Origin of the sequence: Aurantiacibacter zhengii (assembly GCF_003584125.1) — a bacterium.
Taxonomy (GTDB): Bacteria; Pseudomonadota; Alphaproteobacteria; order Sphingomonadales; family Sphingomonadaceae; genus Alteraurantiacibacter; species Alteraurantiacibacter zhengii.
Window position 1 is genome coordinate 227,276 of the sequence record NZ_QXFL01000001.1, and the last position, 24,642, is coordinate 251,917.

Below are 24,642 nucleotides of genomic sequence, written 5' to 3' on the forward strand. Positions count from 1 at the left end.
GCCGGTATGGACGCATAGCTCAGTTGGTAGAGCAGCTGACTCTTAATCAGCGGGTCCTAGGTTCGAGCCCTAGTGCGTCCACCACCTCTCCGAACACTTCCTTCCAGATAAGTTAGCTTGCCGCATCGTCCGCGAGAAGCAAGGCGCCTGTAATGCCCGCGTCGTCGCCAAGAAACGGCGATACAACCGTCTGCTGGTCGCGCCCCGGAAGATAATTCGCACCGACCTCGCCGGTTGCGCTCATAATCCGTTCGAGCAGTCCTGATGATTTCATAACTCCGCCGCCGAGCACCACGCGCTCGATCGCGCAACATGCGAACAAGGTATGACAGGCTTGCGCCAGATACCCCGCAACCAGCTCGTGCGCTTCATGATCTTGCGGCAGGTCCGACAGCGTTTTGCCCCAGCGCGCAAGGATTGCAGGACCGCTCGCCAACCCTTCCAGACAATCGCCGTGAAACGGGCAATTCCCGTTAAAATCTCGGTCCTGTGGGGACCTGCGCGGATAATGGTGCCCCATCTCCGGATGCCCCGCGCCGCGAGCAAGTTTGCCGTTTACGATCAGTCCACCGCCAATTCCGGTACCCACGGTGATGTAAGCCATTCCGCTCAGGCCGCGCCCGGCGCCATGGCGGAATTCACCCAGCGCCGCAGCGTTCACATCGGTATCAAAGCCGATGGGCACGTTCAGCTCGCGCGCGAAGTATCCGGCGAGATCGCAATCGCTCCACCCGGCCTTTGGAGTTTCGGTAATGTGCCCCCATCGCGGCGACCCGCGCTCTAGTTCGACCGGGCCGAAAGAAGCGATCCCCAGGGCCGAAATCCTGGGCTGGTTGGCGAACCAGTCGCGGGCTTCGGTCAAGGTCGCCTCGGGGCTGGAGGTCGCGATGCTGTGTCGGCTTAGGATCGTGCCGTCAGCCGTACCTGTTGCGAGCACGAACTTCGTGCCGCCCGCTTCTATTGCACCCAGCAGCGTGTGGGCATCCACGCCAGCAGCCATTAATCGCGCACCAAACTGTGGCGGGCGTGCTTTGCTGATTTGCGAGCCGGTTCGTCCAAGGTCATGGCACCCTACCCGTCCCTGGAAAACACATCGCCGATCGAGCGCGCGAAGTGCGCCTCCATCGCGTGTCTCGCTGTTTCAGGCTTCTGATCCGCTATCGCTTCGGCAACTGCCATGTGGAGCCTCAACGTCTCGGCGTGTTCCTCTTCGGTCTTGCGGCCCGCCCAGGCTTTCGGGATCGCCACTTCCATCATCTGCTCGAACGAGCGCACGATCTGGTAAAAAAGCTGGTTGCCGCTCGCCAACGCGATTGTCTGGTGGAACTGAGTGTCCGAGGCGGTGCGCGATTGGTCGTCCCTGCTGAGCGAGAGAGCATGCGCCGAGGACAGGATGAGATCGGCCTGTTCCTCGCTCCGGCGCTTGGCCGCAAGCTCGGCGGTGCGCAATTCCAACGTGCGGCGCACTTCCCATACATCGGAGAGTGTAACTTGCGACGTGCTGACCGCGTGGCTGATGGACGACCCCATCACCGAACCGTCGATCGCCGCCACGCGTGCGCGGCGCCCATTGCCAACGTCGATTACCTTCAGTGCCGACAGCGCATGGAACGCCTCTCGCATCACAGGTCTGCTAACGCCGAACTCGCTCGCGAAACTGCCTTCGCTGGGCAGGTTATCGCCGACCTTCAAACCATGTTCGCTAATATAGTCCCGCACGGCAGCGGTGGCAGATGCGACCAGGCCGCCTTTTTCGGCGCGTATCTGCGGATTGTTCATGCCGCGATCACCCTATGGCGCAAAGCTGTGGGCGCGAGTCCGAATCGGCGGCTGAAGGCGCGGGTGAAGCTGGCGTTGCTCATGTAAGAGCATCGGTGCGCCACGCTGGATACAGGCAGGTCGCTCGACAGAAGCAAGGTCCGCGCTTCATCCAGGCGTCTTTCGCTGAGCGCAGCGTGGATCGTCTCTCCATAAAGTTCACGGAAACGGCGGACCAGCTTGTCACGGTTCACGCCCACTTCCCTGGCCAACAGGGGAATGGTCAGCTTTTCGCGCCAGCGCTGATCGATGATCTGCCGGGCGCGCACGATGCTTTCGATCTCGCGCGCCGTGATATCGGTATCGTAATCGATAGCCACCAGATCGTCCGCGTCCAGGTGCGCATGAAGTTGGCACAGCAATTCGATGCTGCGTGCAAGGCGAAGCGTCTTTCTCGCTTCGCCCTGCCCCTCGCACTCTGTGATCGACAGCGCGACTCGGTGCAAGGCTTCGGGAAGGTGCCAGTTCGCGGACGGGCCGCGCGAACGGGCGAAAACCCGCTGGCATGCTTCAGCGCGCACCAGAAAGACGAGCTGGCTGTCTTCGAGACCATCCAGTTCTGGCGCATCGCGATAGGCCACCCATGGCAACCCCTGCTGCCCGGTCACGAAGAAAGCGAATAAGACGGCGTCCTTCGGGGCTTGAGTGTGAGGAAAGGCCCCTTCGCCGATGTAGCTGACCATATCCTCCGACACGCGAATCTCGATCTTCATTGCCGATCTCTCCTCCGAACGGAGAAATATCACCTATAAGATAGGTCGGCAATACCTATCTTATAGGATGCGGTGCCGTGCGATGGGCGATGATAAAGCCGACGCATCCCAGGGTGCTAACGACACCGCCCACCAGCGCGAGTGCCATGGGAAGCTGGTCTTCTCCGCCAAGCCATCCGCTGACCAGAGTCACCAGCGTCGGAGCCAATCCAAAAGCTATCAGTCCGCCCACGGCAAGGAAGGTGCCGATCGAAAGGCCACGAAGCTCGTTCGGTAACAGCACCGCCAGCGCGGTTGCCGTAACAAGCCCGGTAACCGTGCCGCCCGCCAGCAACACGAACAGCGCTATTCCGAACAGGGTTGTGTCGGGTGCGAGCGGGAACAGCACGGCTGGTAGCGCGATGATCGACCCGATGATCGCCGCGATGAGAATTCCCCCGCGCTTACCCGTTCGATGCCCGGCGTCTGCCGCAATACCACCGATTATCGCTCCCAGAATGCCAGCACCGAATATAACCGCTCCCATCCATCCGGCGAATTCCTGCGGCGTGACGCCATAAGACCGCGCCAGAACGGGGGCTGCCCACACCGTTGCCGCGGCGTCCGCCATCAACACCCCGATCTGCCCCATGAACAGCGGCACCAGGAAGCGCCAATAGCTGAGCAATTCGCGGAATACCTCGCCCAGCGGTGCCTGCGGCCCGACGCGAGTCTCCATGCGCGCGGGCTCTCGCAGGAACGCCAGCACCGCCACGATCAACAAGCTCGCCAGCCCGAGCACGAGATGGATGCTGCGCCACGGTGCCAGTCCAATCAGACCGCCGCTATCGATGAAGTATCCCAGCAGCCAACCACCGAGCGCGAAGGCGAGGCCAGCGCCTGCATATTTCCCGATTGTCAGCAACAGTAGTGACCGGCCACGCTTTTCGGGCAGGCACAGGTCTGCGGCGAGCGAGATGGCAATCGTCGTGGAAATATTCGCGCCGACACCGCCCAGCATACGGGCTACGAAAAGCAGCGGCATGCTGTATGCAAAGGCGGTCAGCAGCGTGCCGATGGTCCAGGCGACTGCAGTCCAGAACAGCAGACGCACGCGTACGCTGCGATCGACAAGCAGTCCGACTGGAATGGCAAACGAAGCCAGGGGAATGGACACCGCCAAACCATTCAGCAGGCTCATCTGGAAATCGCTGAAGCCGAGTTCTGCCTTCGCCTGCTCCTGTACCGCGCTGAAAACGCCGAGCAGGATATTACCTGCTGCCATCGCAACGGCGAGTATGATCAGGACTACCCATGCCTTCCACGGCGCCGGAAGTGTCTCCCCGCCTGGCTCCGGCTGTCGCGTATGCACCGCCTGAACGCTGGTCATAGCGCGAAGATCTTTCCCGGGTTGAGGATGTTCTGCGGATCGAACACCCGCTTGATCATCCGCATCTGTTCGACCGCGTCGCCCAGTTCGGCGACCAGCGAGTTCTGTTTGCCCAGCCCCACGCCGTGCTCGCCGGTGCAGGTGCCGTCCATTGCCAGCGCACGTTCGACCATCTTCTGGTTGATCGCGGCAACCTCTTCCATCTCTTCCGGCGCGTCGGGGTCGATGGAGAAAACGACGTGAAAATTTCCATCACCCACATGCCCCAGGATCGTCGCGGGTATTGCGCTCTGCTCCAGATCTGCATGCGTTTCGCGGATGCACTCGGCGAGCCGGCTCATCGGGACGCAGACATCGGTGGCCCATCCAATCGCGCCCTTGCGCAGGTTGACCGCCGCGTAATAGGCCTCGTGCCGCGCGCGCCAGAGCCTGTTGCGCTCTTCTGGCAGGTTCGACCATGCGAATTCACCGCCGCCGTTGTCCTGCGCCAGGGCTTTCACCGTCTCGACCTGCTCTGCGACGAAGCTTTCGCTACCATGGAATTCGAAGAACAAGGTCGGCGCTTCGCGGTAGTACATCTTGGACCAGGCGTTAACCGCCTTCATCTGCAACGCGTCGAGGATTTCGACCCGCGCCAAGGGAACCCCGCACTGTATCGACTGCACGACGGTATCCACCGCGCCATCGAGCGTCTCGAAGCTGCACACGGCAGAGGAAATCGCTTCGGGAATGGGATGCAGGCGCAGCGTGATCTCGACGATGATACCGAGTGTGCCTTCCGATCCGACGTAAAGCCGTGTCAGATCATAGCCTGCGGCCGATTTGCGCGCCCTTCGCGCCGTGCGGATGACCTTACCCTGCGGTGTCACCACCTTGAGGCTAAGCACCGCATCGCGCATCGTCCCGTAACGCACGGCATTGGTCCCGCTGGCCCGCGTCGATGCCATTCCGCCGATGGTGGCATTTGCGCCCGGATCAATCGGGAAGAACAGGCCCTGGTCGCGCAGGTGCTGGTTCAGTTCCTCGCGCCGCACGCCCGGCTGCACTACGCAATCGAAATCCTCCGCATGCACGGCGACGATTTTATCCATCCGCGTCATGTTGAGCGACACGCCGCCACGGACCGCTGCGGCATTGCCTTCGATCGAAGTGCCTGCGCCGAAAGGTATCAGTGGCACGCCGTGTTCGACGCACAGCTGCATAAGCTTCACGACATCGTCGGTGTCCTCGGCAAAGACGACGGCATCCGGCAACATCGACTTGTAATGCGCCTCGCTCGATCCATGCTCTTCGCGGATCGCCTGCCCGCTCTCCACCTTGTTGCCGAACTGGCTGTGCAAGGTGTCCAGAAAGCCGTCGGGTAACGGCGGCGGACCGGCCCCGGTGTGATCTTTTGCATTGTCCTGCGACATGGGATCAGTACCGGAAACTGGCGCGAATACCGTAGCGGCGGCCATCGCCCATGATGCCAAGATCGGTCCCCGGAAGTCCGGCGAGAAGCAGCGTGGTCTTCTCGATATAGCTTTCCCAGTAGTCTTCCTGGAACGCATTACGCACGAAGGCGGCTATTTCGAACGGCCCGTTGCGATAGGTGGCGGACGCGCCGACGAGCCAGTAGCTGTCGAGGAACGTCGGCGTGGTCTCGTTAAGCGTGGCGGCCAGGCGCCTGCCCTTGCCGGTCACATTCGCGCTCAGCACGAACTCGCTGTCACCCGAAAGTTCGAAGACATAATCGGTCGCGAGATTGGCCATCCAGTCGGGCTGGAACGTCAGCCGGTCGGAAGAGAGCGTGCGCCCGGTCGTCTGCGTATAGGCGTCCGAATTGGTGAGGCGTGCATGCAGCAGGGTCAGCCCGCCGGAAATCGACCATGCCGGGGTGGGTCGAAACAGGCCTTCCAACTCCAGGCCGTATGATTCGACATCGCCGCTATTCAGATCGACCGTCACCAGCCCGCCACCAGCAGCAGGGGCAATCGAGTTCAGGCCGATATAGTCGGAATAGTCGTTGTAGAAGATGGCCGCCGCCAGGTTGAAATCATTGGAGGGGGACGCGACTTTGGCGCCGACCTCGTATGTCCACGCGCTGTCGCCTTGATAAGTGCGGAAAGGCGCCGTGGGTGCGTTGAAACCACCTCCGCGATAACCGCGCGCGACCGAGGCGTAAGTCATGACGTCGGGCGACCAGTTGCGCGTGATAGTCAGTTTAGGCTGGAATTCGTCGGACTTGATTTGCGCCTCAGGCAAGGGGCCACCCGACGCGCCGAGCGGACCCAGAACCGTGATCACCGTTCCGTTGGCGGTGCGATCCTCGTGATCATAACGAAGACCCAGCGCCACTTCCAGATCGGGCGTGGGCTCCCAAAAGATCGTGCCGAACACCGCGTAGGTGTTGGCGCGGGTTTCGCTCGTGGAGGTGCGCTCGATGTCGAACGGCAGACCGGAAAAAGCGCCCTTGATCAGCGAGACGTCGCGCGCCGAAACCTTCTCGTTGCTGTAGAACAGACCCAGCAGCGTGGAGATGTTGTCGGTGATCTGGCTGTCGAGCCGCAATTCGGCAGTGCGCGTTCGTAGATCGTCCCCGCCGGTAGAGCGGACGAAATCGCCAGATCCGAAGTCGGCATCGGCATCCGGGCTATCACTGTCGCGCGCATCGAGCGCACCGATCAGTGTCAGCGTGCTGTCGATGCCATCAAGTGGTGCCTCCAGCTTGGCATTGATGCCGCGATATTCGTATTCGACGCGGCCGGGCGCATTGAACCTGATTTCGCGGGAGTAATCGTCCGGGTTGGCCACGGACGAATAGGGCGTATTCACCGTGTCGATCCAGTCGTAATATCCGTTGACCGTCAGCGTGAACGGCTCCGGCGTGAAGCGGATCGATGCATTGACGGAATCGGAATTGAGCGGATTACCGTCGATGTCGAGCAGCGTGTTACGGATGAAACCATCCTGCTGCAGATGGGATGCGGCGACGCGAACCGCGAGAAGATCGTCCACCAGGGGCGCAGAAACCGAACCGGCGAGGACAAATTGATCGTCGGGCCCAGCGTAGCTGGCGCTCGCACGCGCTTCGAAGTCGTTGCCTGGCTGGCGCGTGATGACGTTGATCGCGCCGCCAAGGGTGTTCTTGCCGTACAGCGTCCCCTGCGGCCCGCGCAGAACCTCGATGCGCTCGACGTCCAGCAGCGGGTTGTTGAGATAGCCGGTGTTGGGCCGGTAAATGCCATCGACAAACAGCCCGACGCCCGGCTGGACCGATTGGACCAGCGTGACCCCCACGCCGCGGATGGCCACGAACGCGCGCCCACCGCCGTCGCTGTTTATGTTGAGGCCGGGCGCCAATGAAGCTGCCTCGCGCACCGAATTGATGCCACGCGCCGACAATACGTCGCCATCGATTGCGGTGGCCGCAATCGGTACGTCCTGCAGCGTCTCCTCACGTTTGCGGGCGGTTACCACGATGGTGTTGCCGCCGGTATCCTGCGCTGTCACGGGATTATCGGTCACCTCGCCCGAAGAGGCAGCAGCATCGTCACCGAGCGATGTTTGCGCAACCGCGTAAACGGGTGAAATGGCAAGCACGGCTGCGCTGGCGAACAGCATGTGGCAGGGGGTCAGTTTCATTGGCCTCTCCAAAGGTCATTTTATAATTCTTGGATGACCTGTCTTATAGCTTCTTGACCTATCTGAAAGGTTGGAGGCTTTGCCGAATGTCAGGAATTTTGTGCCGAACGGCTTACCAGCAGGTATATCCGCCGTCTGCGAGGACAATGCTGCCCGTCATCAGTGATGCCATGTCAGATGCGAGGAAAAGCGCGATCGACGCAACTTCTTCCGGCTCGCCCAGTCGGCCCTGCGGCGTTCCGTCGATCCAGCGCCGATACATTTCACCCTCCTGGTCGGCAAAAGCATTGAGAGGCGTAGCGATATAGGTCGGGGCGACAGCGTTGACGCGCACGCCGCGATCCGCCCATTCGGCGGCGAGGCTCTTCGTCAACTGGTGCACCGCCGCCTTTGATGCGTTGTAATAACTCTGGGCCTGCGGCCGGTTGACGATAAAACCGCTCATCGATCCGATGTTCACGATGGCACCTTGCCGTGCGGCCAACATGTGTTTGCCGAACGCGCGGGCGCACCAGAAACTGCCGTTGAGATTGACATCGAGAACGTTGAGCCACAGTTCGTCGTCCACATCCTCAGCAGCGGTTTCGCTACGCGCGATCCCGGCATTGTTGACGAGAATGTCGATGCGGCCTTCTTCCCTCATCATGGCGCCGGCAGCTTCGGTGACAGCAGCGGAGTCGGTAACGTCGAGCAGCTGGCCGCGGCAGGACATATCCTTGCCGCGCAGCCGGGCGATGCCTTTCTCGAGTCCATCAATATCCCGATCTGCGATGACGACATGCGCGCCCGCTTCTCCCAACGCTTCCGCACAGGCAAGGCCAATGCCCTGAGCTCCACCAGTCACGAACGCCGTCCGCCCATCGAGGCGCAACTTTTCCAGGTACATGTCTGATCCTTCAGTGCGGGAGGAATGCCGCGGCAGGCATCGTCGGTTCGACAATCGCCTTGCCGGCTTCCAGTTGGTAAACCAGCTTCTCGCCATTCCACTCGGGCCAGGGGAGCGTGCCATCGCGCCCGAACCCTGCCCATAATTCGTGGACGCGCCTCGCCAACGCCTTCGGCGGGTCCTCACCCGCCAGACCGCGCGGCCCGGTTACCGTGTGAAGCGTATCGAATACGAACGGCATCTCGATCCCGTGACACGCGCCGAGTCCGCCGTCGCAAGCGGGTGACTGCCATTCCATTTCATACATCCAGGTGTTGCCCTGATGCGCCTCGGCAAACTGCCGGGCTGGAAAGCGGAAGACCAGATCGGTCGTCGCCTCGGTAAAGGCTTCGCCCGCGCGCTTTCCCTTCTTTCCCAAGCCGTATGCCTTGAGTGCCTTGCGCGATTTGGGGAGCGAGCGGGAAAGCAGCCACCATGCCATCAGGCCTGGCAGTTTCGATCGCACGCCCGTGGGCACGAAATAGAGGTTCATCTCGTCCGCATTGGTGCCGATCAGGAGGTCGATTTCGGCACCGGCCCCCTGCCGCAGGGCATCGACGGGCTTTACCGGAAGCACGTCGTCGCCATAGACGGGGATGAACCGACTGATGCCGAACACCGGTTCGAAGCCATCGGCATCGCGAAGGTCGATTGCATTGGGCTTCGACAACGCGTCGATAGCGTCTGCCGCGGCATCATGGCTTACCGCTCGGAATCCCTCCACGTCCGGCGTCACCTTCAGTTTTGCCGCGAGAATCTTGACGAGTCTTTGCGCGACACCGATGTCGCGCACCATTGCTCCATGCCCGCTTTGCACGATGGCCCTGCGGAAAAGCCCTGTGGCCATGGGAGAGGTGATCAGGTCGGCAATCGCCATCGCCCCTGCGCTCTCTCCGAACAGGGTAACGTTGCTGGGATCGCCGCCGAAGGCTGCGACATTGTCCTGCACCCATCGCAGTGCGAAAAGGATATCTCGTAGCCCCAGATTGGTCGGCGCACCCGGCACGGGGAGAAAACCGTCGATCCCCATGCGGTAATTGATCGCGATGCAGATTACGCCGCTTTCGGCGAAGGCGCTGCCATCGCTGATCGCGGCGTCCTTGCTGCCCACCACGAAACCGCCGCCGTGCACCCAGACCATGACCGGCGCATTTTCGGCTTCGCGAGGAGCCCAGATATTCAGCCTGAGATAATCACCGTCACTGCCATCGCTTCCCGTCCCGACAAGCGGCTCAACGTCGATGGCCGGAAACGACCTGATCCGGTGCGGCGCGCTGGGGCCGGGATCGGTTGCGTCGAGCACGCCCTGCCATGGCGTTCGGGCTTCTGGAAGTTCGAACCGTCGTGGCGGATTGGCATAAGGCACGCCGAGAAAGGTCCTGATGGTTTCGGAGCACCGTCCCCGCACCATTCCCCCGGAAATCGCGACCGTATCGGCAGGCAAATCTGTATCCATGCCCTGTTATGGCGCACCGAGCGCAGTAACGCAGTATGAAAGCCTATGCCAAACCGCATAAAGGCTTTGCCGATCGTACAGTGCGTTCGAATTCGAGGGCGGCCTGCGATGTCTGACGATGATGTTGATGGGGAGCTCGATGGCGAATTAAACAGGCTCGATCGATGTCAGTTCTGGACTTCTGGCTTGCCAATGACGGACATATTGCAAACGGCCCGGTTTCTGTTTTTCCGTCGTTTGTACGCCGAATGGCGGCTTGAGGATTGATAAATTTCGGCGCCAATGACGGAGACCGGGTGGTTAGCTGCCATGACCATGATAGTTAAATTCCACCCGCTCGCATGTCGCTAGCAAGTCTGCACCGATTGCTGGTACCATCTCAACTACGGTGAGTTCGCCCGCTTCAATTGCTCGATGTTTCCTAGCTAGAAAAGCCTCGGACTTCTCGTGATATTGTTTTGCGGCGGAGGGATGAGGCGATCCGTAAAGCCGCTCCAAACCCACTGTCTTCCTCGGAGGTTCACCAGTCGTGGTCTCGAAGAGAACGACAATATTACCTTGCTGAAAGTCGTCCATATGCAACGCGTCGATCCCGGATAGCCGGGCTTCGCATCCTCGCCCGTCAGTCGCACGGAAATAAAGCGTGGCAACTTTCTCCATGATGACAATTCCATCAAAGGTGGCGTCATGCAGTGGAAATTCTTCTCTCACTCCCTGCGGTTATACGCACTTCTCTCACGTCCGCAATCGGGTCGTTAACTGACATGTCGGTTTCAGCTTAACTGCCAGCAAAGCTGCCAGCCCGGTTTCAGGTTATGGCGGGCTAGGCGTGAATGCCCCTTCAGTGAGCGAAATGCGAACGTTGAGCTTCAGCCGCTAGAGCGGGCAGTGACGCGCGAGACCCGGATTAGCGCAAACTAGCACCCTCTACTCGGGCAATTAAGAAGACGCGCCCCTTACCCTAGCCCTTGTCACTAACCGTGGCCGAACCAAAGCCTTCCCATGACCGGATCGAAGATACGCGGGTTGAGATCGCGTGCCTTCTCGGCCGCTTCGTCCGCTGCATCCTCGTTGCCAAGTAGGGCTTCAGCTTCTGACAGACGAGCATAGAGCGGGGCGCTTCGCCATCCTTGTGCTTCAGCCTCGAGCAGGTGGGAACGTGCTTCGCCCGGTCGGTCCGTTGCCAACAGAGCCTCGGCCACCAGGATATGCGCATCGCCGTAAGGGCGGTGCGAAAGGTTCTCCAGCGCCAGGGTCAGCGCGCGTTGCGGGTCACCGAAGGCCAGTTCGTTCTCGAAGGTATGGGCTGTATACGCCAGCGGCATTCTTTCGGCTCGTTCTCGCCAGATCGCGGCCGAACGGCTGGTAAGCGCGAGCGCCTCCGCTTCCTCGCTCTGCGCAAGATAAAGGGACGCGGCCGCATCCAGTGCCTGCGGCTCGCTGATCGAGAACCCGATCCTTTTCTGCGTGGCAATGGCGGGCGCGAAATCGCCCATCACGCCCTGCATTTCGGCGATATAAAGCTGCGTTAGCCAGTGGCCGGGAAACAGTTCATCGGCTTGGGCGTAACGCTCGGCGGCTTTCTCGAAATTGCCGCGGGCGCTTTCAATCATCCCGATCTGGAGGGCGTAGGACGCCATTCCGCGCGGCGTGCGCAGGCTGTCGCGCCGAGCCGCTTCGTTCACCAGTTCGATGGCATCGTCGAAACGGCCCTGCGACCGCGCGAGCAAGGCGCGCCTGATGGCTGTACCGGAAGTCGGCACGATAGCCTCTGACCGGGCGTAGTCTTGTTCTGCTGCAACCATGTCACCGCGATAGAAGGCGATGTCGCCGCGCAGTGCGGCAGCCTCTGCCCGCATGGTGGGAGTCGGCGCCACGGCAATCCCATCGAGCGCATCGAGATAGCGTTCCGCTGTTTCGAGGTCGTGGCCTGCCATGGCGATCTCGGCGGTGGAAAGGAGTGGACCGGAACCTTCCGGGGCCAGCGCCTGTGACCGCTGCAGGCTTTCCAAGGCGCCCGCCAGCTCTGCTGGATCTGCGGTCAGCTTGAAGCGGGCCAGGCTGGCCCGCGCCAATCCATCATGGGGCAGCCATTGGTTCGGTGCATTCTCCACGCGCTCGCGCGCCAGCGACAGCTGGCGGTCGGCGGCGGCCAGCTCTTCCTGGAACGTGCCGGGACCGAATCCAGCGGGTGGAAGGGATGTGGCGGCGGTGGCAGTTTCACCCCCGCCCCACATGTACTCCACTCCGGCAACCGTTAGAACGGCAGCCGACGAAAGCGCCAGGATACGCAGCATCCTTCGCTTGCGCCGGTTACCTTTCTGGTCGGCGGCGGATTGCTCCCTTGTCACAACGCCGCCGGGCATCAGCTCGGCATCGCGCAGGGTGTAAGACCAGCGTTGGTCAAGTCATCGGCGAGCGCCTGCGTCAGTCCCGTGAGCTGTTCGGTCAGTTCGGGCACGAACTCGCCAGTGACGTCATCCTGCGGCCGCGCGTCGTTGTACGGGATTTTCTGGTCCGAACCGATAAGCACGGTCGCCACTGCCGGCATGCCCATGCGATCCACGCGGACATAGCTGCCCGGCGGATCGGAGCGGAACGAGAAGTTCGATCCTCCTGATGAGGCGATTGGCGGTGAACCCTGCGGCGGTGCCAGGAAGGGGAAGCCACTTTGGAAAGCCACGTCGTTTTCCGGCGGGTTGAGCGGGATATTCGCAAAGGTAAACGGGCTGTGCTGGGTGAGATCGAGGAAGATCACCGCAAGCGTCGCATCGATTACCGGGTCGGGCAGCAAACGGCCATTGGGGAAGCCCGCATCGGCGGCAAGATTGAGGGTCAACGTATCGGGCACCACGGCATCGGCCACGGTGAACCCTCCTGTTCCGGGGATTTCCTGCGTCAGGCAGGGCGTCACGTCGAATGACGCCTGGCTTGGCGTCGGCGTCGGTGTAGGGGTCGGCGTGGGTGTGGGCGCGGGTGCCGCGATTATGTCGCCATCATCGTCGTCGTCGAAACACGCCGGGAGCAGAGTAAGAGCCATCAATGCGGGAGCCACGCTCAGGAGGCGGATGGCCTTTCGGTTGCGATAGGTCATTAGAGTTGTCCTCCGAAGCGTGCAGTGCTGGCCCAGACATCGATCAGGTTGTCGCCGTTTTCGATGCGATCCCGCGGGATCGAGATGACGATGGCGGTAAGATTCTGCCCGGCGAAGAAATCGCGATCGGCCATGAAGCTGAGGTCGCCGGTATCAGTGGTTTCCATGAACCCCTGAAGGTCGAAGAAGAACGGGTCGTCAAACAGGCCCGCATGCACCATGACGCCATCTTTCGTGATGTCGGTTTCCACCGGCCCGACCAAAGCGTCGCTGACGCCTGGCAGATTCGTCACCTGCACGCCGAACTCGTCGGTCATCGAGCCCCTGCCGAAGCGGACACGAATGGGAATTTCGGTGCTGGCGCGGTTGCCTGCATTGGATATGTTGATCTCGTAAAGGACGTCGGGATCGTAATTTGCCGGTTGGTCCGTTGCCTGCGGGCCGGAGAATGTCAGGATGACGTTGAACTTGTCGTCGGTATGCCAGGCATAGAGGTCGGCAATATCGGCCGCGCGATCGGGCGTGCTGTCGACGCTGGGATCCGTCCGGCCCGGCGGATCGAGGTGATCGGCTGCATTCAGGCCAAGACCCGGCAGTACCTGGGTGGCGCCGACGGCCAGAACCAGCCCGGCTGCCCCCGCCATCAGTTTGGCATTCCTTCTCATTAATGAACTCCCCTTATCAGTGCGCGCATTCGCGCCTGGGGGGCGGAAACGATCGTTGCCGCCCTCTGACAAATACGAGGTGTTCGGGCATTTGGATTTCGAGCAGGCACTTTTTTTTTAGAAAAAACAGGTTGAGCCAGGGAACCCTGCCGATGAAAGAGGGTTGAAGGTCGTGGCCGAAAACACGTCAGAAAGCCTTGTTGCAGGGCATCTGGAGCGCATTGCCCGCCGTGATCTGTCGGTATTCCCGCAATTTTATGAAGCGACCTCCGGGAAACTTTACGCGATAATTCTTGGCATCGTGAAGAACCGCGAAGCTGCGGAAGACGTATTACAGGAACTCTACATCAAGGTTCTGAACCGAGCGGAGGGTTTCGATCGTGAGCGCGGCAAGGCCATTCCCTGGCTGATGATGATGGCGCGCCACACCGCCATTGATCGGGTCCGGGCTCGCGGTCGGCGAGATAACCTTGATGGAGAGAAGTATCTTATCGCAATCGAGGAGGACGAAGATGACCTTCTGGACGACGCGGTGGCTACACAAGTAGAGGGCGAGCGCGCCATGGAGGAAGTAGGCCAGTACGACAGTGCCTGCACCCAATGCATCCGCGCTGCATTCTACGAAGGACTTACGTATTCGGAGATCGCCAAGCGGGAAAATCTTCCCCTCGGCACGGTCAAGAGCCGGATCCGGCGCGGCATCCGGCATTTGAAGTCGAAGATGCAATCATGAGCAGCAACCCTCTCACGGAAGCGGAACGCAATCTGATTGCAGCCGAGTATGCCCTCGGTCTGCTTGAAGGGCCCGACCATGTCGCCGCAGAGCGGCTTTACATGATCGACCCCGCCTTCACGCGTGAAGTGGAGCGTTGGTTGTTTGAAAGCTCCGGCTGGACCGATGAAGATGCTACTGAGGGACCATCTCCAGAAGCCTACGAGCGCATTTCTCGCGGATTGGGATTGCAGCGATCGGCAGCATTGGATGTATCGGCGAAGAGGGATCTTTCCCCGCCCGCTCCCGCGTCCCGCTTCTGGCAATACTCCGCGCTGGCGGCTTCCTTTGCTGCCATCGTATTCGCCGGTCTATGGCTGTTCGACCGGCCTTCCTCGCCCACCAACGCACCCGCAATCGCCGAAGCGCCCGTTCTACCCAATGAGCGAGATAGTCTCAGCATAGCTCAGATCAGTTCCGGCAATGCGACATCCCTGGTCTCTGCCCTTTACGACAACGACACCGGGACGCTCTATGTAAAGCTATCCGATATCCCTGATCCCCAGCGCGTCCCCCAGCTCTGGTTGCTCGATTCGACGGGGAATCCGCGCTCACTTGGTTTTGCTACTCGCGGATCAAGCTCTGAGATCGTCCTATCTGCCGAACAACGTCAGATCGCGATAGCAGGCGGCACCTTGGCGATCTCGCTAGAGCAGCCTGCGGCAGCGCCCCATGCGTTACCCAGTGACGTTATTGGTGCGGCGCAATTGGCGCGCCTCGATTAGCGGCGTCAGCCCTACTCGTGTCGGGATGATCCCCGCGTAGGCCAATTCCCGGGTCGAAGCGTTGGCCAAAGCTGCTAGAACTCTTCGCATGAAACCTTGGCTTTACTCCGTCCTCGGGCTTGTCTCGCTGGCCCTGCCCGCCACTCTTCGCGCACAGACTTCCGAAGAGCTGACCGCGCAGGACCTGCGGCTTGCGGCCATTTCCGATGCCATGCTTGAGGCCAATGCGCCCCTGTGCCGCGACACCATGCCGGTGACGGGAATGATCCTCCACAGCGCGGACCAGTATGGCGCGGAAGCGCAGTCTCTGTTCGAGAGCGGTCCTCTCGCGATATCTGCGGTGGTTCCCGGGTCTCCCGCCGCGCGAGCAGGCCTAGTCGGTGGCGAGGTCATTACCGTCATCAATGAAACACCGGTCGATGCGCTCGTTCCAGAGGGGGACAATCACCTGCGCGAGACGGCTTTCTTCGTGCTTGCAGAGCAGCCTGCGGGCGAACCGATTGCGCTTCAGATTGCGCGCGCAGGACAGTCGCAGACGGTCTCATTCAGCGCACCGCGCGGATGTCGCTCGCTCGTCGAGATTAGGGTCGCGGATGGTCCGGACGCGCAATCGAACGGGCGTATCATTCAGTTGCAGTATGATTTCGCCGCCAGCCTCAGCGATCAGCAAATAGCCGTCGCGCTGGCCCATGAGCTTGCCCACTCGGTATTGGAGCACCGTCGCCGCAAGGAGGCCGAGGGAATCGATAACGGCAGTATCATGCGCCATGTTGGCCGGAACCAGCAGGTCAATCGCAAGGCCGAAGTGGAAGCGGACAGGCTTTCGGTCCATCTGATGGCCAATGCCGGTTTCGATCCCGCGATAATCGCACAGTTCTGGCGTTCGCCGGAAGGCATCAGGGCTGGCGGAGGCTCGATGCCGAGCTGGGTCTATCCCTCGCAAAGCGCGCGGGCCGATATCGTTTCGCGCGAAATCGCGATGTATCTGCCTCGGCGCCAGGGACCCACGTGGCCCGGACACCTGATCGAGCAGCGCGACCGACCACTGTCGGGGGACTAGTCGCCCTGCCCCGATCGAGAAGGCGCTTCGCTGATATCGATGTAATTACGGTCGAAATAGGTCAGCGGGGTTGCATCGTTCCGATGCTTTGCAGCTAAAAGCTCCCCGATGAAAACTGTGTGTGTCCCAAACAGGTGGCGATGCACGGTCCGGCACACCAGGCTCGACTGCGCGGTGCTGAGGACAGGAACGCCATTGTCATCGACCCAGTCACCGACTGCGAACCGATCGACATGGGGCAGCATGAAATGTTCTGCGACGTCGCGATTGCCCAGACCCAGCACGTTCACGCAAAATCGCTCGGCACGTTCAAGCGGGTCGTGCAAGGAGGCGGAGCGGTTGACGCAAACCAGCAAGGATGGCGGTTCGAAACTCAGCGAGCTTACCGCTGTCGCGAGAATTCCGTAACGATTTGAATTATCCAGCGTTGTGACTGCATAAACCGTGGCGGCCACGTGGCGCATGGAATTGCGAAAGGCGTCGACCAGTTCGGCGTGGGTCTGTCCTACATCGCTCATGGTCGCTCTTTGCGGATTAGCGTGTCGCAGCGCAAGTCATTCATGAATGTGATGCACAAGACTTGCGATCACATTGCAGTGTGATAGAGGCCCGGAATGAGCGACATTATTATTGCCCGAGTCCGCGAGATCATTGCGGGCGGAAAAATGACCCGCGCCGGGCTCGCCCGCGCCGCCGGTCTGCATGCCAACACCCTGCGCGATTGCAACGAGGATGGGTGGAACCCGACCTCCGATACGCTGAACAAGCTCGATCGCTTCCTGACCGAGAACGATGACTCGCCCGTCTTGGTCGGCATCGAGGAGATCATCGAGGAAGCGCGCAACGGACGCATGTACATTCTGGTGGATGACGAGGACCGCGAGAACGAGGGCGACCTTATCATTCCGGCGCAAATGGCCACGCCCGACGCGGTGAACTTCATGGCGACCTATGGCCGGGGCCTGATCTGCCTCGCCATGACGCGCCAGCGGGTCGATGCGCTGGGCCTTGAATTGATGAGCCGCAAGAATCGCACGCGGCACGAGACCGCCTTCACCGTTTCCATCGAGGCACGTGAGGGTGTGACCACCGGCATCAGCGCGGGCGACCGGGCGCGCACCGTTTCCGTCGCCATCGACGCGAGCAAGAGCGCCGATGACATCGTCACCCCCGGCCACGTGTTTCCGCTTGTCGCCCGCGAAGGCGGAGTGCTGGTCCGCGCCGGCCATACGGAGGCTGCAGTCGACATTTCACGCCTTGCCGGACTCAACCCCAGCGGCGTGATTTGCGAAATCATGAATGACGACGGTTCGATGGCTCGGCTGGAAGACCTGGTCGGCTTCGCCCGGAAACATGGCCTGAAGATCGGCACCATCCGCGACCTGATCGCCTATCGCCGCCAGAACGACCATCTCGTGGAGAAGCGCGCGGAAGAGCGTTTCACCAGCGAATGGGGTGGCGACTGGCGCGCCATCAGCTTCTACAACAAGGCGACACAGGGGGAGACCCTGACCCTGGTGAAAGGGCATATCGACAGCGAGAAGCCTACGCTCGTGAGGATGCACGCACTATCCATTTTTGACGACGTTTTTGCCAACAAGTCTGAACGCCGCGACCTGCTGGAAGGGGCGATGCGGCTGATCGCGGATGAAGGGTCGGGCGTGGTGGTCCTTATCAATCGTCCGGTTACCGATTATGCCACGCGCGCTGTCCACAGGCTCTCTGCCAAGGCGGAACCTTATGTGGCAGAAGAACAGCGCGACTACGGCGTGGGCGCGCAGATCCTGACCGAGCTTGGCGTGCGCGACATGATCCTGCTCACCAACACCAGTCACTCGCTTGTCGGGCTGGACGGCTATGGCCTCTCCATCGTAGGCGAGCGCCCGATTACCCTTGAGGAGACCGCCTGATGGCCCGCTTTTTGATCGTCGAAGCTCGGTTTTACGAGCATCTCAATGACATGCTTATCGAAGGTGCAAAGGGCGCGCTGAAGGATGCCGGTCACGAGGTGGACGTGATTACCGTGCCCGGCGCCCTCGAACTGCCCGGAGCGATCGCCATGGCAGCCGAGAGCGGCCAGTACGACGGCTTCGTCGCCATAGGCGTGGTGATCCGGGGCGAGACCTACCATTTCGAGATCGTCGCCGGGGAAAGCGCCCGCGCAATCATGGCGCTTACGATGGACGGCATTGCCATCGGGAACGGCATCCTAACTACCGAGAACGAACAGCAGGCGCTGGTGCGGGCCGATCCTGCGCAGAAGAACAAGGGCGGCGAAGCGGCGCAGGCTGCCATCCGTCTGCTTGAGCTGCGCGAGAAGTTCGCATGAGTGCGCACGGCTTCCTCGCCGGGCTGCCCCTCGTGCTTGGCGGAAATGTCTTCGGCTGGACGGCGAAGGGAGACCAGGGCCTTGCCGTGCTCGACGCGTTCTACGAAGCCGGGGGCCGCATGATCGATACTGCCGATGTCTATTCGGCCTGGATCGACGGGCACGAAGGCGGCGAGTCCGAGAAGTTCCTGGGCCAATGGCTGTCCTCGCGCGGGGTTCGCAAGGACATGCGCATCCACACCAAGACAGGCATGCTGAGCAGCAAGCCGCCGTCCGATCCCGGGTCGATGGGCGATCCCGATCTCTACCGGCCGGAAGAAGTCCTCGCTCACCTCGATGCATCGCTCGAGCGGCTGCAAACCGATTACGTGGACCTTTATTACGCCCACCGCGATTTCGAGGAGATGGAAGTCGGCCAGATCGTCGACGCTTTCGAGGGCGCGGTGGCTACGGGTAAGGTCCGCGCACTGGGCGCTTCCAATTTCGATGCAGAGCGCCTCGGCGCCGCCCTCGCCTACGCAGAAACGAACGGAAAGACGCCGTTTACCGCCTTGCAAAACCAGTACAATCTTGTTTCGCGCGGTTCCTATGGCGATGACCTGCAAGAACTCTGCACGTCGCGCGGGATCGCCATGCTGCCGTTCTACGGCCTGGCCGCGGGCTACCTGACCGGCAAGTATCGCAAGCCGGAGGATTTCGAAGACGGCGCGCGTGTCTACCGGACGAAGGACTATGCCGAAAGCGGGCCGCCGGTGCTTTCCGTCATGGATGCCATTTCCGCCGAGACCGGCGCGAGCCTTGCCGCCATCGCGCTGGCCTGGCTGGTACGCCAGCCCGGCATTCCCGCCCCGATCGCCAGCGCCCGCAACGCGGAACAGCTGGATCAGCTGCTTGAATTCACCAGTCTTGAGCTGTCTGACGAACAGGTTTCGCGGCTTACACAGTCGCTGGACGATACGAGCGGCAAGTGAACCCATGCGCGCTGCGGGTGAACCGGCGGCGCACCCTTCATGGCATGAGGCTAACAGCCTGCACCGCTAATGCGGCTGGTCGCTGCATACACTTGGCGCGATGCCGATGGATCACATTCGATCACACCGCAATGTGACCATGTTGGATTTGCAGCGGTCTTTTCATCGTCACGATATGTAGGAAAATCAGCGGCATGCGGAACCCACCAGAGTTCTGGCGATTGTGCATGCTGATATGAACGGACCACTCGAATGGATTGCCGCAATCGGCACGATGCTGGCGGCGTCCCTGATCGCTTTCGATCTGGGCCGCCGCGCTACCGCATGGGGCTTCGTCCTGTTTTGCCTCGTTTCGGTAACGTGGATCGTTTCCGGGCTGACCGGCGGATCGATGCCGATTGCTGCGATGAATTTCGTGCTGCTGCTGATCAATGCCTGGGGCGTCTGGCAATACTGGCTCCACCCGAAGAACAGCGACAGCTAGGGACGCGGCTCAGATCCTTGCGGAAATACGCCGCCATTCTCCGGCCACCATACTCATGCCATAGGCTGCCTTGACGCCGTTGCGCAGATTACGCCCGATGCGAGGCCGCTTCGCCCTTAGTACGATTTCAGCGGCAGATTCGGGCGGCCAGCCCGTCCACTCGCCTGCCATGCTGAACAGGTTCCCCGCAAATGCGGGGGCGACTTCGCGGCGCAGCATCTCGTCAAGTTCGTTTACGCTGAACGGCAGCGCACGCAACTGCGCTGCCATCCTATCGCGATCTGCTTCGTCGAACGAGGTATCGAGGAACAGGTCTGCCAGCACCGACCAGGCCTCTGCGCGATCGTCGATCGACGCTGGGCCGGGTTTCACCCCAGCTTGCCGAAACAGCCTCGCCCGGCGTATTTCGCGCTGTCGCCCAGTTCTTCCTCGATGCGGATCAACTGGTTGTATTTCGCGAGCCTGTCCGAACGCGCGAGCGAGCCGGTCTTGATCTGGCCGCAGTTGGTGGCAACCGCGAGGTCGGCGATGGTCGCGTCCTCGGTTTCGCCCGAACGGTGGCTCATCACCGAGGTGAAGCCGGCGCGGTGCGCCATGTCGACGGCGGTCAGCGTTTCGGTGAGCGTGCCGATCTGGTTGACCTTCACCAGCAGTGAATTGGCGAGGCCCTTTTCGATGCCCATTTTCAGCCGTTCGGGGTTGGTCACGAACAGGTCGTCCCCCACCAGCTGAACCTTGTCGCCGATCATGTCGGTCAGCGCTTTCCAGCCGTCGAAATCATCTTCGGCCATGCCGTCCTCGATCGACATGATCGGGTAATCCTCGCACAGCTTGGCAAGGTAGGCGGCCATTTCGTCGCCCGAGAGCGAGAGCTTTTCGCCCGAAATCTCGTACTTGCCGTCGCGGTAGAATTCTGTGGAGGCGCAATCCAGTGCCAGCACCACATCGTCGCCCGGCGTGAACCCGGCCTTCTCGATGCTGGTCATGATGAAGTCCAGCGCATCGCGCGTACTGGCAAGGTTGGGTGCAAAGCCGCCCTCGTCACCCACGCTGGTCGCCAGGCCCTTTTCGCCCAGCCCCTTCTTCAGGGTATGGAATATCTGGCTGCCCCAGCGCACCGCTTCGGCAATCGTATCGGCGCCCACCGGCATCACCATGAATTCCTGCACGTCGATGGGGTTGTCGGCATGCTCGCCGCCGTTGACGATGTTCATCATCGGCACCGGCAGCATGTGGGCGGACACACCCCCGGTGTAGGCCCACAGCGGCAGACCGCGCGAATTGGCGGCGGCCTTTGCCACGGCCAGGCTCACGCCCAGGATGGCATTCGCGCCCAGCTTGCTCTTGTTGTCAGTGCCGTCGAGGTCGATCAGGGCCATGTCGATATCGCGCTGGTTTTCCGCATCGGGGCCAAGCACCAGCAGATCGGAAATCGGGCCGTTCACGGCATTCACGGCCTTCTTCACGCCCTTGCCGAAATAGCGATCCTTGTCGCCATCGCGCAGTTCCACCGCCTCGTGCGCGCCGGTGGATGCGCCGGAAGGCACGGCGGCCCGGCCAAAGCTGCCATCCTCCAGCAGAATATCCACTTCCACCGTGGGGTTACCCCGGGAATCGAGAATTTCGCGCGCATGGATGTCGATGATGGCGGTCATGAAAAATGGTCTCCTGGGGATCGTGTTTGCATGCCTCCTATCGCCCGGAACTTAGCACTGCAACACGCGTTAATGCCTTGAACCGGGGTGTCTTAGCCCCATAACACGATACAGGGCCACAAACCCCGAGATCTCAGGAAGGGAACAGACAATGGCTGCCAAGAAACCCGCCACCGCCACGACGACGCCCGTCGTAGAAACCACCACGACCGATACAGTGGGTACAACCACCGCGGATACCACCAAGACAGCTTCGCCGCACACCACCGAAGCCAAGTCGCGCTTCAACGCTGCGCTTGACGAAGCGAAGGCCGGTGCCGCCGCTCTTGGCGACGAAGCCAAGCTGCGCGCGAGCGAGTATCGCAACAAGGCCAAGACCAGCGGTGACAACTGGTCGTCCGACGCGAAGGTGAAGTCGCGCGATCTTGCCAACGACGGCAAGCGTAAGGCCAGCGAAGCGCTGACCGGCCTGTCCCGCGTGATCGACGAAAACGCCGCCACGCTGGATGAAAAGGTTGGCCCGAAATATGGCGACTATGCGCGCTCGGCATCGAAGTCGCTGCAGGACAACGCCCGCAAGCTGGACGAGAAGAGCCTGGACGAACTGGCGGACGAATCGCGTGAAGCGATCCGCCGCAGCCCGGCGACCGCCGTGGGCCTTGCCGCCCTCGTCGGCTTCTTCTTTGCCCGCCTGTTCCGCTAAGTCGCGGTGCAAGCCAGGGACGAAAACATCGGCGCTGAGCCGCTGCATGCCAGTGGCGAACCGCTGAGCCACGAATACCCGCAGGATGACCCGGCGCCAGGCGCAGGGCAGACTGCGGGTACACGCTCACTTGCAGACGATCTGGAAGCGCTCGTCGAAGATGCGCGCATCTATGTCGATGCGGAGCTGTCCTACCAGAAGACCCGCGCCGGTTTCGTAGCCGACAGGCTGAAAAAGACCGTCGCGTTCGGCGCGGTTGCGGCTTTCCTCGCCGTGCTGGCGCTGATCGGCCTCACAGTGGGCCTCATCATTGCCCTCACCCCGCTGATAACCGCATGGGGCGCTACAGCCGTAGTGGTCCTCGGCATCCTGCTGATTGCTTACCTGCTGGTACGCAAGGCAGCTGCCGCGTGGAATTCCATGATGGGCGCAATGAAAGAGAACGAGGATCCGGCAGATCATGGCTGACCTTCAACACCAGTTGCGCGAAGACCGCGCCCTGCGAAATGCTGCAAAGCGCCTGGTAAAAGCCGATCTCGGCTTCCTGAAGGGCGACATGGCCGACAAGGGCCTTGGCAGCCGCATTGCGGGCCGTGCGAAGGAAGGCGCTGCCGGCATTGCCGAGAACACCGCCGAATATGCCGACGAGAACCGCGTCAAGGTTGGCGCCGGCCTAGCTATCGGAATTGCCGCGTTCCTCGGCTGGATTTTCCGCGATCGGCTGTCAGACGCTGTCTACGGTCTGTTCCATGAAAAGGGTCTCTTCGAAAAGGCCGCTGATAAAGCGGAACAATTGGCCGAAGACGCCCGTTCTTTCATAGATTGAACCAAATATTTCCGGAGAACCCGACATGAACGACCCGAAACGCGCCGAAATCAAGGCTCGCATCGCTGCCGCACAGGCACGCGAACAGGAAAAGGCCGAGCAATCGACCACGCAGAGAGTGGCCACGAAGGCTTCCGAGGCAGGTGACGCTTTCACCGGCTTCGTGAAGGAACACCCGATTGCCGCGACCGCTGGTGGCCTCGTGCTCGGCATCGTGGTCGCTGGCATGTTCAAGCGCCCGCGCGAAGCAGCGGTACGCGGTGGTACCAAGGCCGTTGGCCTGGCCGCCATCGGTGCTGAAATCGCTTCCGCATTCGCCAGCGAACTGCTGGATGACGCGAAAGACGTCGGCCGTTCGGGCGCGCGGCGCGCAGAAGATGCCGGTGATGCCATCGGTGACCGCGCACGGTCGATCCGCCGCAATGCCAACTATCAGGCCGACCGCGCCAGCGATGCCGTGCGTATCGCCGGTCGCGAAACGGGCAAGCGCATCGCTCGCGCCTTCAGCCGCCACTAATCCCGGCCGAAGGCTGAAACAGGGATACAAGTCCCCTTGCGCTCTGGTGCCTATCGCCTAGAGCCAAGGGGACTTTTACTTTCAACAGCAACGAAAGGCGCGGCCAATGTCCGAAGAGCACGAACAGCAGCTTCTCCATATGGTGATAGGAGGCCGCGTGGTCGATCCGCGCGGGGCAGAATTCCAGGACCTGAAAGATATTCACGTGGTCGGTTTCTTCCCCGATTTCGAAAGCGCGGAAGAAGCCTGGCGCGGCTGGGCGCAGCGCACCGTGGATGATGCGGAGATGAAATACGTGATCGTCCATCTGCACAAGCTGCTGGAGCCCGACTTGCCCGGCAAGTGATCGGCCCCAACAAAAAAGCCCCGCATCATGCGGGGCTTTTCGTATCCGACGTCGTATCGCGGCTTACTTGAACTCGATCTTGTCGATCAGGTAGAACTTTTCGCCGCTGGGCACGGTCACTTCCACCTCGTCGCCCACGCTCTTTCCGATGATGGCGCGTGCCAGCGGGCTTTCGTATGAGACGCGGCCACGCTTGGCATCGCTCTCTGCCTGGCCCACGATCTGGTACGTCAGCGGCTTGTCATCCTCGTCCAGCAGGGTGACGGTGGCGCCGAACACCACCTTGTCACCCGACAGCGTGGCGGGATCGATGATCTGGGCGCGGCTGGTCTTGTCCTCGAGATCTGCAATCTGCGCCTCGACCTGGCCCTGGCGTTCCTTCGCCGCGTGATATTCGGCGTTTTCCGAAAGGTCGCCATGCGCGCGCGCTTCCTCGATCGCGTCCACGATCCGGGGGCGCTCTTCGCGCAATGCCTTCAGGTCCGCGGTCAGCTTCTCGTAGCCTTCCGCCAGCATCGGCACTTTCTGCATCGTATTCCCTGCTTTCCTGTCTCGCCGATTTGGGCGCTCCCGTCAAAACGGCCCTGCCC

29 protein-coding genes and 1 tRNA gene are annotated in these 24,642 nt (G+C 61.3%); 14 read left to right on the top strand and 16 right to left on the bottom strand.

Translation table 11 applies throughout. The annotated features are described in order from the left end of the window. The first annotated feature begins 8 nt into the window (after positions 1-8). Positions 9-84, top strand: a tRNA-Lys gene (locus tag D2V07_RS01095). A gap of 28 nt (positions 85-112) precedes the next feature. Here D2V07_RS01095 and D2V07_RS01100 read toward each other — a convergent pair. The 8 genes from D2V07_RS01100 to D2V07_RS01135 form a co-directional block, all read right to left on the bottom strand. Then, positions 113-1,000, bottom strand: a complete 888-nt coding sequence (locus D2V07_RS01100) for an ROK family protein (RefSeq protein ID WP_119584183.1) — start codon at positions 998-1,000, stop codon at positions 113-115. Between the two features lie 71 nt (positions 1,001-1,071). Next, positions 1,072-1,779, bottom strand: a complete 708-nt coding sequence (locus D2V07_RS01105; protein ID WP_119584184.1) for a FadR/GntR family transcriptional regulator — start codon at positions 1,777-1,779, stop codon at positions 1,072-1,074. Further along, positions 1,776-2,531, bottom strand: coding sequence for an AraC family transcriptional regulator (locus D2V07_RS01110; RefSeq protein ID WP_119584185.1), 756 nt, complete (start codon positions 2,529-2,531; stop codon positions 1,776-1,778). The genes D2V07_RS01105 and D2V07_RS01110 overlap by 4 nt, the downstream gene beginning before the upstream one ends. 55 nt (positions 2,532-2,586) lie before the next feature. Next, positions 2,587-3,900 carry an MFS transporter gene (locus tag D2V07_RS01115; protein WP_119584186.1) on the bottom strand — a complete coding sequence of 438 codons (1,314 nt, stop codon included), beginning with the start codon at positions 3,898-3,900 and terminating at the stop codon, positions 2,587-2,589. Then, entirely contained in the window at positions 3,897-5,312 is a 1,416-nt protein-coding gene (locus tag D2V07_RS01120; RefSeq protein WP_119584187.1) for an FAD-binding oxidoreductase, read from the bottom strand. Before D2V07_RS01120 ends, D2V07_RS01115 begins: the two co-directional genes overlap by 4 nt. Before the next feature lie 4 nt (positions 5,313-5,316). Beyond that, on the bottom strand, positions 5,317-7,524 hold the full coding sequence (locus tag D2V07_RS01125) for a TonB-dependent receptor (protein ID WP_119584188.1): 2,208 nt from the start codon (positions 7,522-7,524) through the stop codon (positions 5,317-5,319). Positions 7,525-7,636: 112 nt separating this feature from the next. After that, complete coding sequence (locus D2V07_RS01130; protein ID WP_119584189.1) at positions 7,637-8,410, bottom strand: SDR family NAD(P)-dependent oxidoreductase; 774 nt, start codon at positions 8,408-8,410, stop codon at positions 7,637-7,639. Positions 8,411-8,420: 10 nt separating this feature from the next. Beyond that, a complete protein-coding gene (locus tag D2V07_RS01135; RefSeq protein ID WP_119584190.1) occupies positions 8,421-9,905 on the bottom strand; it encodes a carboxylesterase/lipase family protein in 1,485 nt (494 codons plus the stop codon). A 108-nt stretch (positions 9,906-10,013) separates the two neighbouring features. Between D2V07_RS01135 and D2V07_RS18495 the strand changes: the two genes are divergently transcribed. Beyond that, positions 10,014-10,172: a hypothetical protein gene (locus D2V07_RS18495; RefSeq protein WP_158586743.1), complete on the top strand. Its 159-nt coding sequence runs from the start codon at positions 10,014-10,016 to the stop codon at positions 10,170-10,172. Between the two features lie 33 nt (positions 10,173-10,205). Here the strand turns inward: D2V07_RS18495 and D2V07_RS01140 are convergent, their stop codons facing one another. The 4 genes from D2V07_RS01140 to D2V07_RS01155 all read right to left on the bottom strand — a co-directional run bounded on the left by D2V07_RS01140 (position 10,206) and on the right by D2V07_RS01155 (position 13,664). After that, positions 10,206-10,616, bottom strand: a complete 411-nt coding sequence (locus D2V07_RS01140; protein ID WP_147366878.1) for a hypothetical protein — start codon at positions 10,614-10,616, stop codon at positions 10,206-10,208. Between the two features lie 263 nt (positions 10,617-10,879). Then, complete coding sequence (locus D2V07_RS01145) at positions 10,880-12,202, bottom strand: tetratricopeptide repeat protein (protein ID WP_147366879.1); 1,323 nt, start codon at positions 12,200-12,202, stop codon at positions 10,880-10,882. 68 nt (positions 12,203-12,270) lie between these two features. Continuing rightward, positions 12,271-12,999 carry a DUF4331 family protein gene (locus tag D2V07_RS01150; protein WP_119584193.1) on the bottom strand — a complete coding sequence of 243 codons (729 nt, stop codon included), beginning with the start codon at positions 12,997-12,999 and terminating at the stop codon, positions 12,271-12,273. After that, positions 12,999-13,664: a DUF4331 family protein gene (locus D2V07_RS01155; protein ID WP_119584194.1), complete on the bottom strand. Its 666-nt coding sequence runs from the start codon at positions 13,662-13,664 to the stop codon at positions 12,999-13,001. The genes D2V07_RS01150 and D2V07_RS01155 overlap by 1 nt, the downstream gene beginning before the upstream one ends. A 172-nt stretch (positions 13,665-13,836) precedes the next feature. Between D2V07_RS01155 and D2V07_RS01160 the strand changes: the two genes are divergently transcribed. The 3 genes from D2V07_RS01160 to D2V07_RS01170 all read left to right on the top strand — a co-directional run bounded on the left by D2V07_RS01160 (position 13,837) and on the right by D2V07_RS01170 (position 16,221). Next, a complete protein-coding gene (locus D2V07_RS01160; protein ID WP_158586744.1) occupies positions 13,837-14,397 on the top strand; it encodes a sigma-70 family RNA polymerase sigma factor in 561 nt (186 codons plus the stop codon). Next, positions 14,394-15,161, top strand: coding sequence for an anti-sigma factor (locus tag D2V07_RS01165; protein ID WP_119584196.1), 768 nt, complete (start codon positions 14,394-14,396; stop codon positions 15,159-15,161). The genes D2V07_RS01160 and D2V07_RS01165 overlap by 4 nt, the downstream gene beginning before the upstream one ends. Positions 15,162-15,249: 88 nt before the next feature. After that, complete coding sequence (locus D2V07_RS01170) at positions 15,250-16,221, top strand: M48 family metallopeptidase (RefSeq protein ID WP_119584197.1); 972 nt, start codon at positions 15,250-15,252, stop codon at positions 16,219-16,221. Here the strand turns inward: D2V07_RS01170 and D2V07_RS01175 are convergent. Next, a complete protein-coding gene (locus tag D2V07_RS01175) occupies positions 16,218-16,739 on the bottom strand; it encodes a flavin reductase family protein (protein WP_119584198.1) in 522 nt (173 codons plus the stop codon). The genes D2V07_RS01170 and D2V07_RS01175 overlap by 4 nt on opposite strands. Before the next feature lie 96 nt (positions 16,740-16,835). On the opposite strand from D2V07_RS01175, the gene ribB reads away from it, so the two are divergent. The 4 genes from ribB to D2V07_RS01195 all read left to right on the top strand — a co-directional run bounded on the left by ribB (position 16,836) and on the right by D2V07_RS01195 (position 20,005). Further along, positions 16,836-18,131: a 3,4-dihydroxy-2-butanone-4-phosphate synthase gene (gene ribB, locus D2V07_RS01180; RefSeq protein WP_119584199.1), complete on the top strand. Its 1,296-nt coding sequence runs from the start codon at positions 16,836-16,838 to the stop codon at positions 18,129-18,131. Further along, positions 18,131-18,550: a 6,7-dimethyl-8-ribityllumazine synthase gene (ribH, locus tag D2V07_RS01185; RefSeq protein ID WP_119584200.1), complete on the top strand. Its 420-nt coding sequence runs from the start codon at positions 18,131-18,133 to the stop codon at positions 18,548-18,550. Before ribB ends, ribH begins: the two co-directional genes overlap by 1 nt. Then, entirely contained in the window at positions 18,547-19,521 is a 975-nt protein-coding gene (locus D2V07_RS01190; protein WP_119584201.1) for an aldo/keto reductase, read from the top strand. Before ribH ends, D2V07_RS01190 begins: the two co-directional genes overlap by 4 nt. Before the next feature lie 235 nt (positions 19,522-19,756). Further along, positions 19,757-20,005: a hypothetical protein gene (locus tag D2V07_RS01195; protein ID WP_119584202.1), complete on the top strand. Its 249-nt coding sequence runs from the start codon at positions 19,757-19,759 to the stop codon at positions 20,003-20,005. A 9-nt stretch (positions 20,006-20,014) separates the two neighbouring features. Here the strand turns inward: D2V07_RS01195 and D2V07_RS01200 are convergent, their stop codons facing one another. Both D2V07_RS01200 and eno read right to left on the bottom strand, forming a co-directional pair. Further along, complete coding sequence (locus tag D2V07_RS01200; protein ID WP_119584203.1) at positions 20,015-20,377, bottom strand: DUF7079 family protein; 363 nt, start codon at positions 20,375-20,377, stop codon at positions 20,015-20,017. Then, on the bottom strand, positions 20,374-21,660 hold the full coding sequence (eno, locus tag D2V07_RS01205; protein WP_119584204.1) for a phosphopyruvate hydratase: 1,287 nt from the start codon (positions 21,658-21,660) through the stop codon (positions 20,374-20,376). Before eno ends, D2V07_RS01200 begins: the two co-directional genes overlap by 4 nt. A gap of 151 nt (positions 21,661-21,811) precedes the next feature. On the opposite strand from eno, the gene D2V07_RS01210 reads away from it, so the two are divergent. From D2V07_RS01210 to D2V07_RS01230, 5 genes are all read left to right on the top strand, one after another. Further along, positions 21,812-22,363, top strand: a complete 552-nt coding sequence (locus tag D2V07_RS01210; RefSeq protein WP_233548191.1) for a hypothetical protein — start codon at positions 21,812-21,814, stop codon at positions 22,361-22,363. 6 nt (positions 22,364-22,369) lie between these two features. Then, positions 22,370-22,831 (top strand): phage holin family protein, encoded by a 462-nt coding sequence (locus tag D2V07_RS01215; RefSeq protein WP_119584205.1) that lies wholly within the window; start codon positions 22,370-22,372, stop codon positions 22,829-22,831. Beyond that, complete coding sequence (locus D2V07_RS01220) at positions 22,824-23,189, top strand: hypothetical protein (RefSeq protein ID WP_119584206.1); 366 nt, start codon at positions 22,824-22,826, stop codon at positions 23,187-23,189. Before D2V07_RS01215 ends, D2V07_RS01220 begins: the two co-directional genes overlap by 8 nt. A 25-nt stretch (positions 23,190-23,214) precedes the next feature. Continuing rightward, entirely contained in the window at positions 23,215-23,706 is a 492-nt protein-coding gene (locus D2V07_RS01225) for a hypothetical protein (protein WP_119584207.1), read from the top strand. Between the two features lie 106 nt (positions 23,707-23,812). Next, a complete protein-coding gene (locus tag D2V07_RS01230; protein ID WP_119584208.1) occupies positions 23,813-24,052 on the top strand; it encodes a DUF4170 domain-containing protein in 240 nt (79 codons plus the stop codon). Between the two features lie 63 nt (positions 24,053-24,115). Here the strand turns inward: D2V07_RS01230 and greA are convergent, their stop codons facing one another. Beyond that, positions 24,116-24,583: a transcription elongation factor GreA gene (greA, locus tag D2V07_RS01235; protein ID WP_119584209.1), complete on the bottom strand. Its 468-nt coding sequence runs from the start codon at positions 24,581-24,583 to the stop codon at positions 24,116-24,118. Between the last annotated feature and the right edge of the window lie 59 nt (positions 24,584-24,642).

What these genes read in the sequence shown, in the direction of transcription:
- D2V07_RS01100 (WP_119584183.1), bottom strand. Translation starts at nt 1,000, where the DNA reads ATGGCTGCTGGCGTGGATGCCCACACGCTGCTGGGTGCAATAGAAGCG.
- D2V07_RS01105 (WP_119584184.1), bottom strand. Translation starts at nt 1,779, where the DNA reads ATGAACAATCCGCAGATACGCGCCGAAAAAGGCGGCCTGGTCGCATCT.
- D2V07_RS01110 (WP_119584185.1), bottom strand. Translation starts at nt 2,531, where the DNA reads ATGAAGATCGAGATTCGCGTGTCGGAGGATATGGTCAGCTACATCGGC.
- D2V07_RS01115 (WP_119584186.1), bottom strand. Translation starts at nt 3,900, where the DNA reads ATGACCAGCGTTCAGGCGGTGCATACGCGACAGCCGGAGCCAGGCGGG.
- D2V07_RS01120 (WP_119584187.1), bottom strand. Translation starts at nt 5,312, where the DNA reads ATGTCGCAGGACAATGCAAAAGATCACACCGGGGCCGGTCCGCCGCCG.
- D2V07_RS01125 (WP_119584188.1), bottom strand. Translation starts at nt 7,524, where the DNA reads ATGAAACTGACCCCCTGCCACATGCTGTTCGCCAGCGCAGCCGTGCTT.
- D2V07_RS01130 (WP_119584189.1), bottom strand. Translation starts at nt 8,410, where the DNA reads ATGTACCTGGAAAAGTTGCGCCTCGATGGGCGGACGGCGTTCGTGACT.
- D2V07_RS01135 (WP_119584190.1), bottom strand. Translation starts at nt 9,905, where the DNA reads ATGGATACAGATTTGCCTGCCGATACGGTCGCGATTTCCGGGGGAATG.
- D2V07_RS18495 (WP_158586743.1), top strand. Translation starts at nt 10,014, where the DNA reads ATGTCTGACGATGATGTTGATGGGGAGCTCGATGGCGAATTAAACAGG.
- D2V07_RS01145 (WP_147366879.1), bottom strand. Translation starts at nt 12,202, where the DNA reads ATGCTGCGTATCCTGGCGCTTTCGTCGGCTGCCGTTCTAACGGTTGCC.
- D2V07_RS01150 (WP_119584193.1), bottom strand. Translation starts at nt 12,999, where the DNA reads ATGACCTATCGCAACCGAAAGGCCATCCGCCTCCTGAGCGTGGCTCCC.
- D2V07_RS01155 (WP_119584194.1), bottom strand. Translation starts at nt 13,664, where the DNA reads ATGAGAAGGAATGCCAAACTGATGGCGGGGGCAGCCGGGCTGGTTCTG.
- D2V07_RS01165 (WP_119584196.1), top strand. Translation starts at nt 14,394, where the DNA reads ATGAGCAGCAACCCTCTCACGGAAGCGGAACGCAATCTGATTGCAGCC.
- D2V07_RS01170 (WP_119584197.1), top strand. Translation starts at nt 15,250, where the DNA reads ATGAAACCTTGGCTTTACTCCGTCCTCGGGCTTGTCTCGCTGGCCCTG.
- D2V07_RS01175 (WP_119584198.1), bottom strand. Translation starts at nt 16,739, where the DNA reads ATGAGCGATGTAGGACAGACCCACGCCGAACTGGTCGACGCCTTTCGC.
- ribB (WP_119584199.1), top strand. Translation starts at nt 16,836, where the DNA reads ATGAGCGACATTATTATTGCCCGAGTCCGCGAGATCATTGCGGGCGGA.
- ribH (WP_119584200.1), top strand. Translation starts at nt 18,131, where the DNA reads ATGGCCCGCTTTTTGATCGTCGAAGCTCGGTTTTACGAGCATCTCAAT.
- D2V07_RS01190 (WP_119584201.1), top strand. Translation starts at nt 18,547, where the DNA reads ATGAGTGCGCACGGCTTCCTCGCCGGGCTGCCCCTCGTGCTTGGCGGA.
- D2V07_RS01195 (WP_119584202.1), top strand. Translation starts at nt 19,757, where the DNA reads ATGAACGGACCACTCGAATGGATTGCCGCAATCGGCACGATGCTGGCG.
- eno (WP_119584204.1), bottom strand. Translation starts at nt 21,660, where the DNA reads ATGACCGCCATCATCGACATCCATGCGCGCGAAATTCTCGATTCCCGG.
- D2V07_RS01210 (WP_233548191.1), top strand. Translation starts at nt 21,812, where the DNA reads ATGGCTGCCAAGAAACCCGCCACCGCCACGACGACGCCCGTCGTAGAA.
- D2V07_RS01220 (WP_119584206.1), top strand. Translation starts at nt 22,824, where the DNA reads ATGGCTGACCTTCAACACCAGTTGCGCGAAGACCGCGCCCTGCGAAAT.
- D2V07_RS01225 (WP_119584207.1), top strand. Translation starts at nt 23,215, where the DNA reads ATGAACGACCCGAAACGCGCCGAAATCAAGGCTCGCATCGCTGCCGCA.
- D2V07_RS01230 (WP_119584208.1), top strand. Translation starts at nt 23,813, where the DNA reads ATGTCCGAAGAGCACGAACAGCAGCTTCTCCATATGGTGATAGGAGGC.
- greA (WP_119584209.1), bottom strand. Translation starts at nt 24,583, where the DNA reads ATGCAGAAAGTGCCGATGCTGGCGGAAGGCTACGAGAAGCTGACCGCG.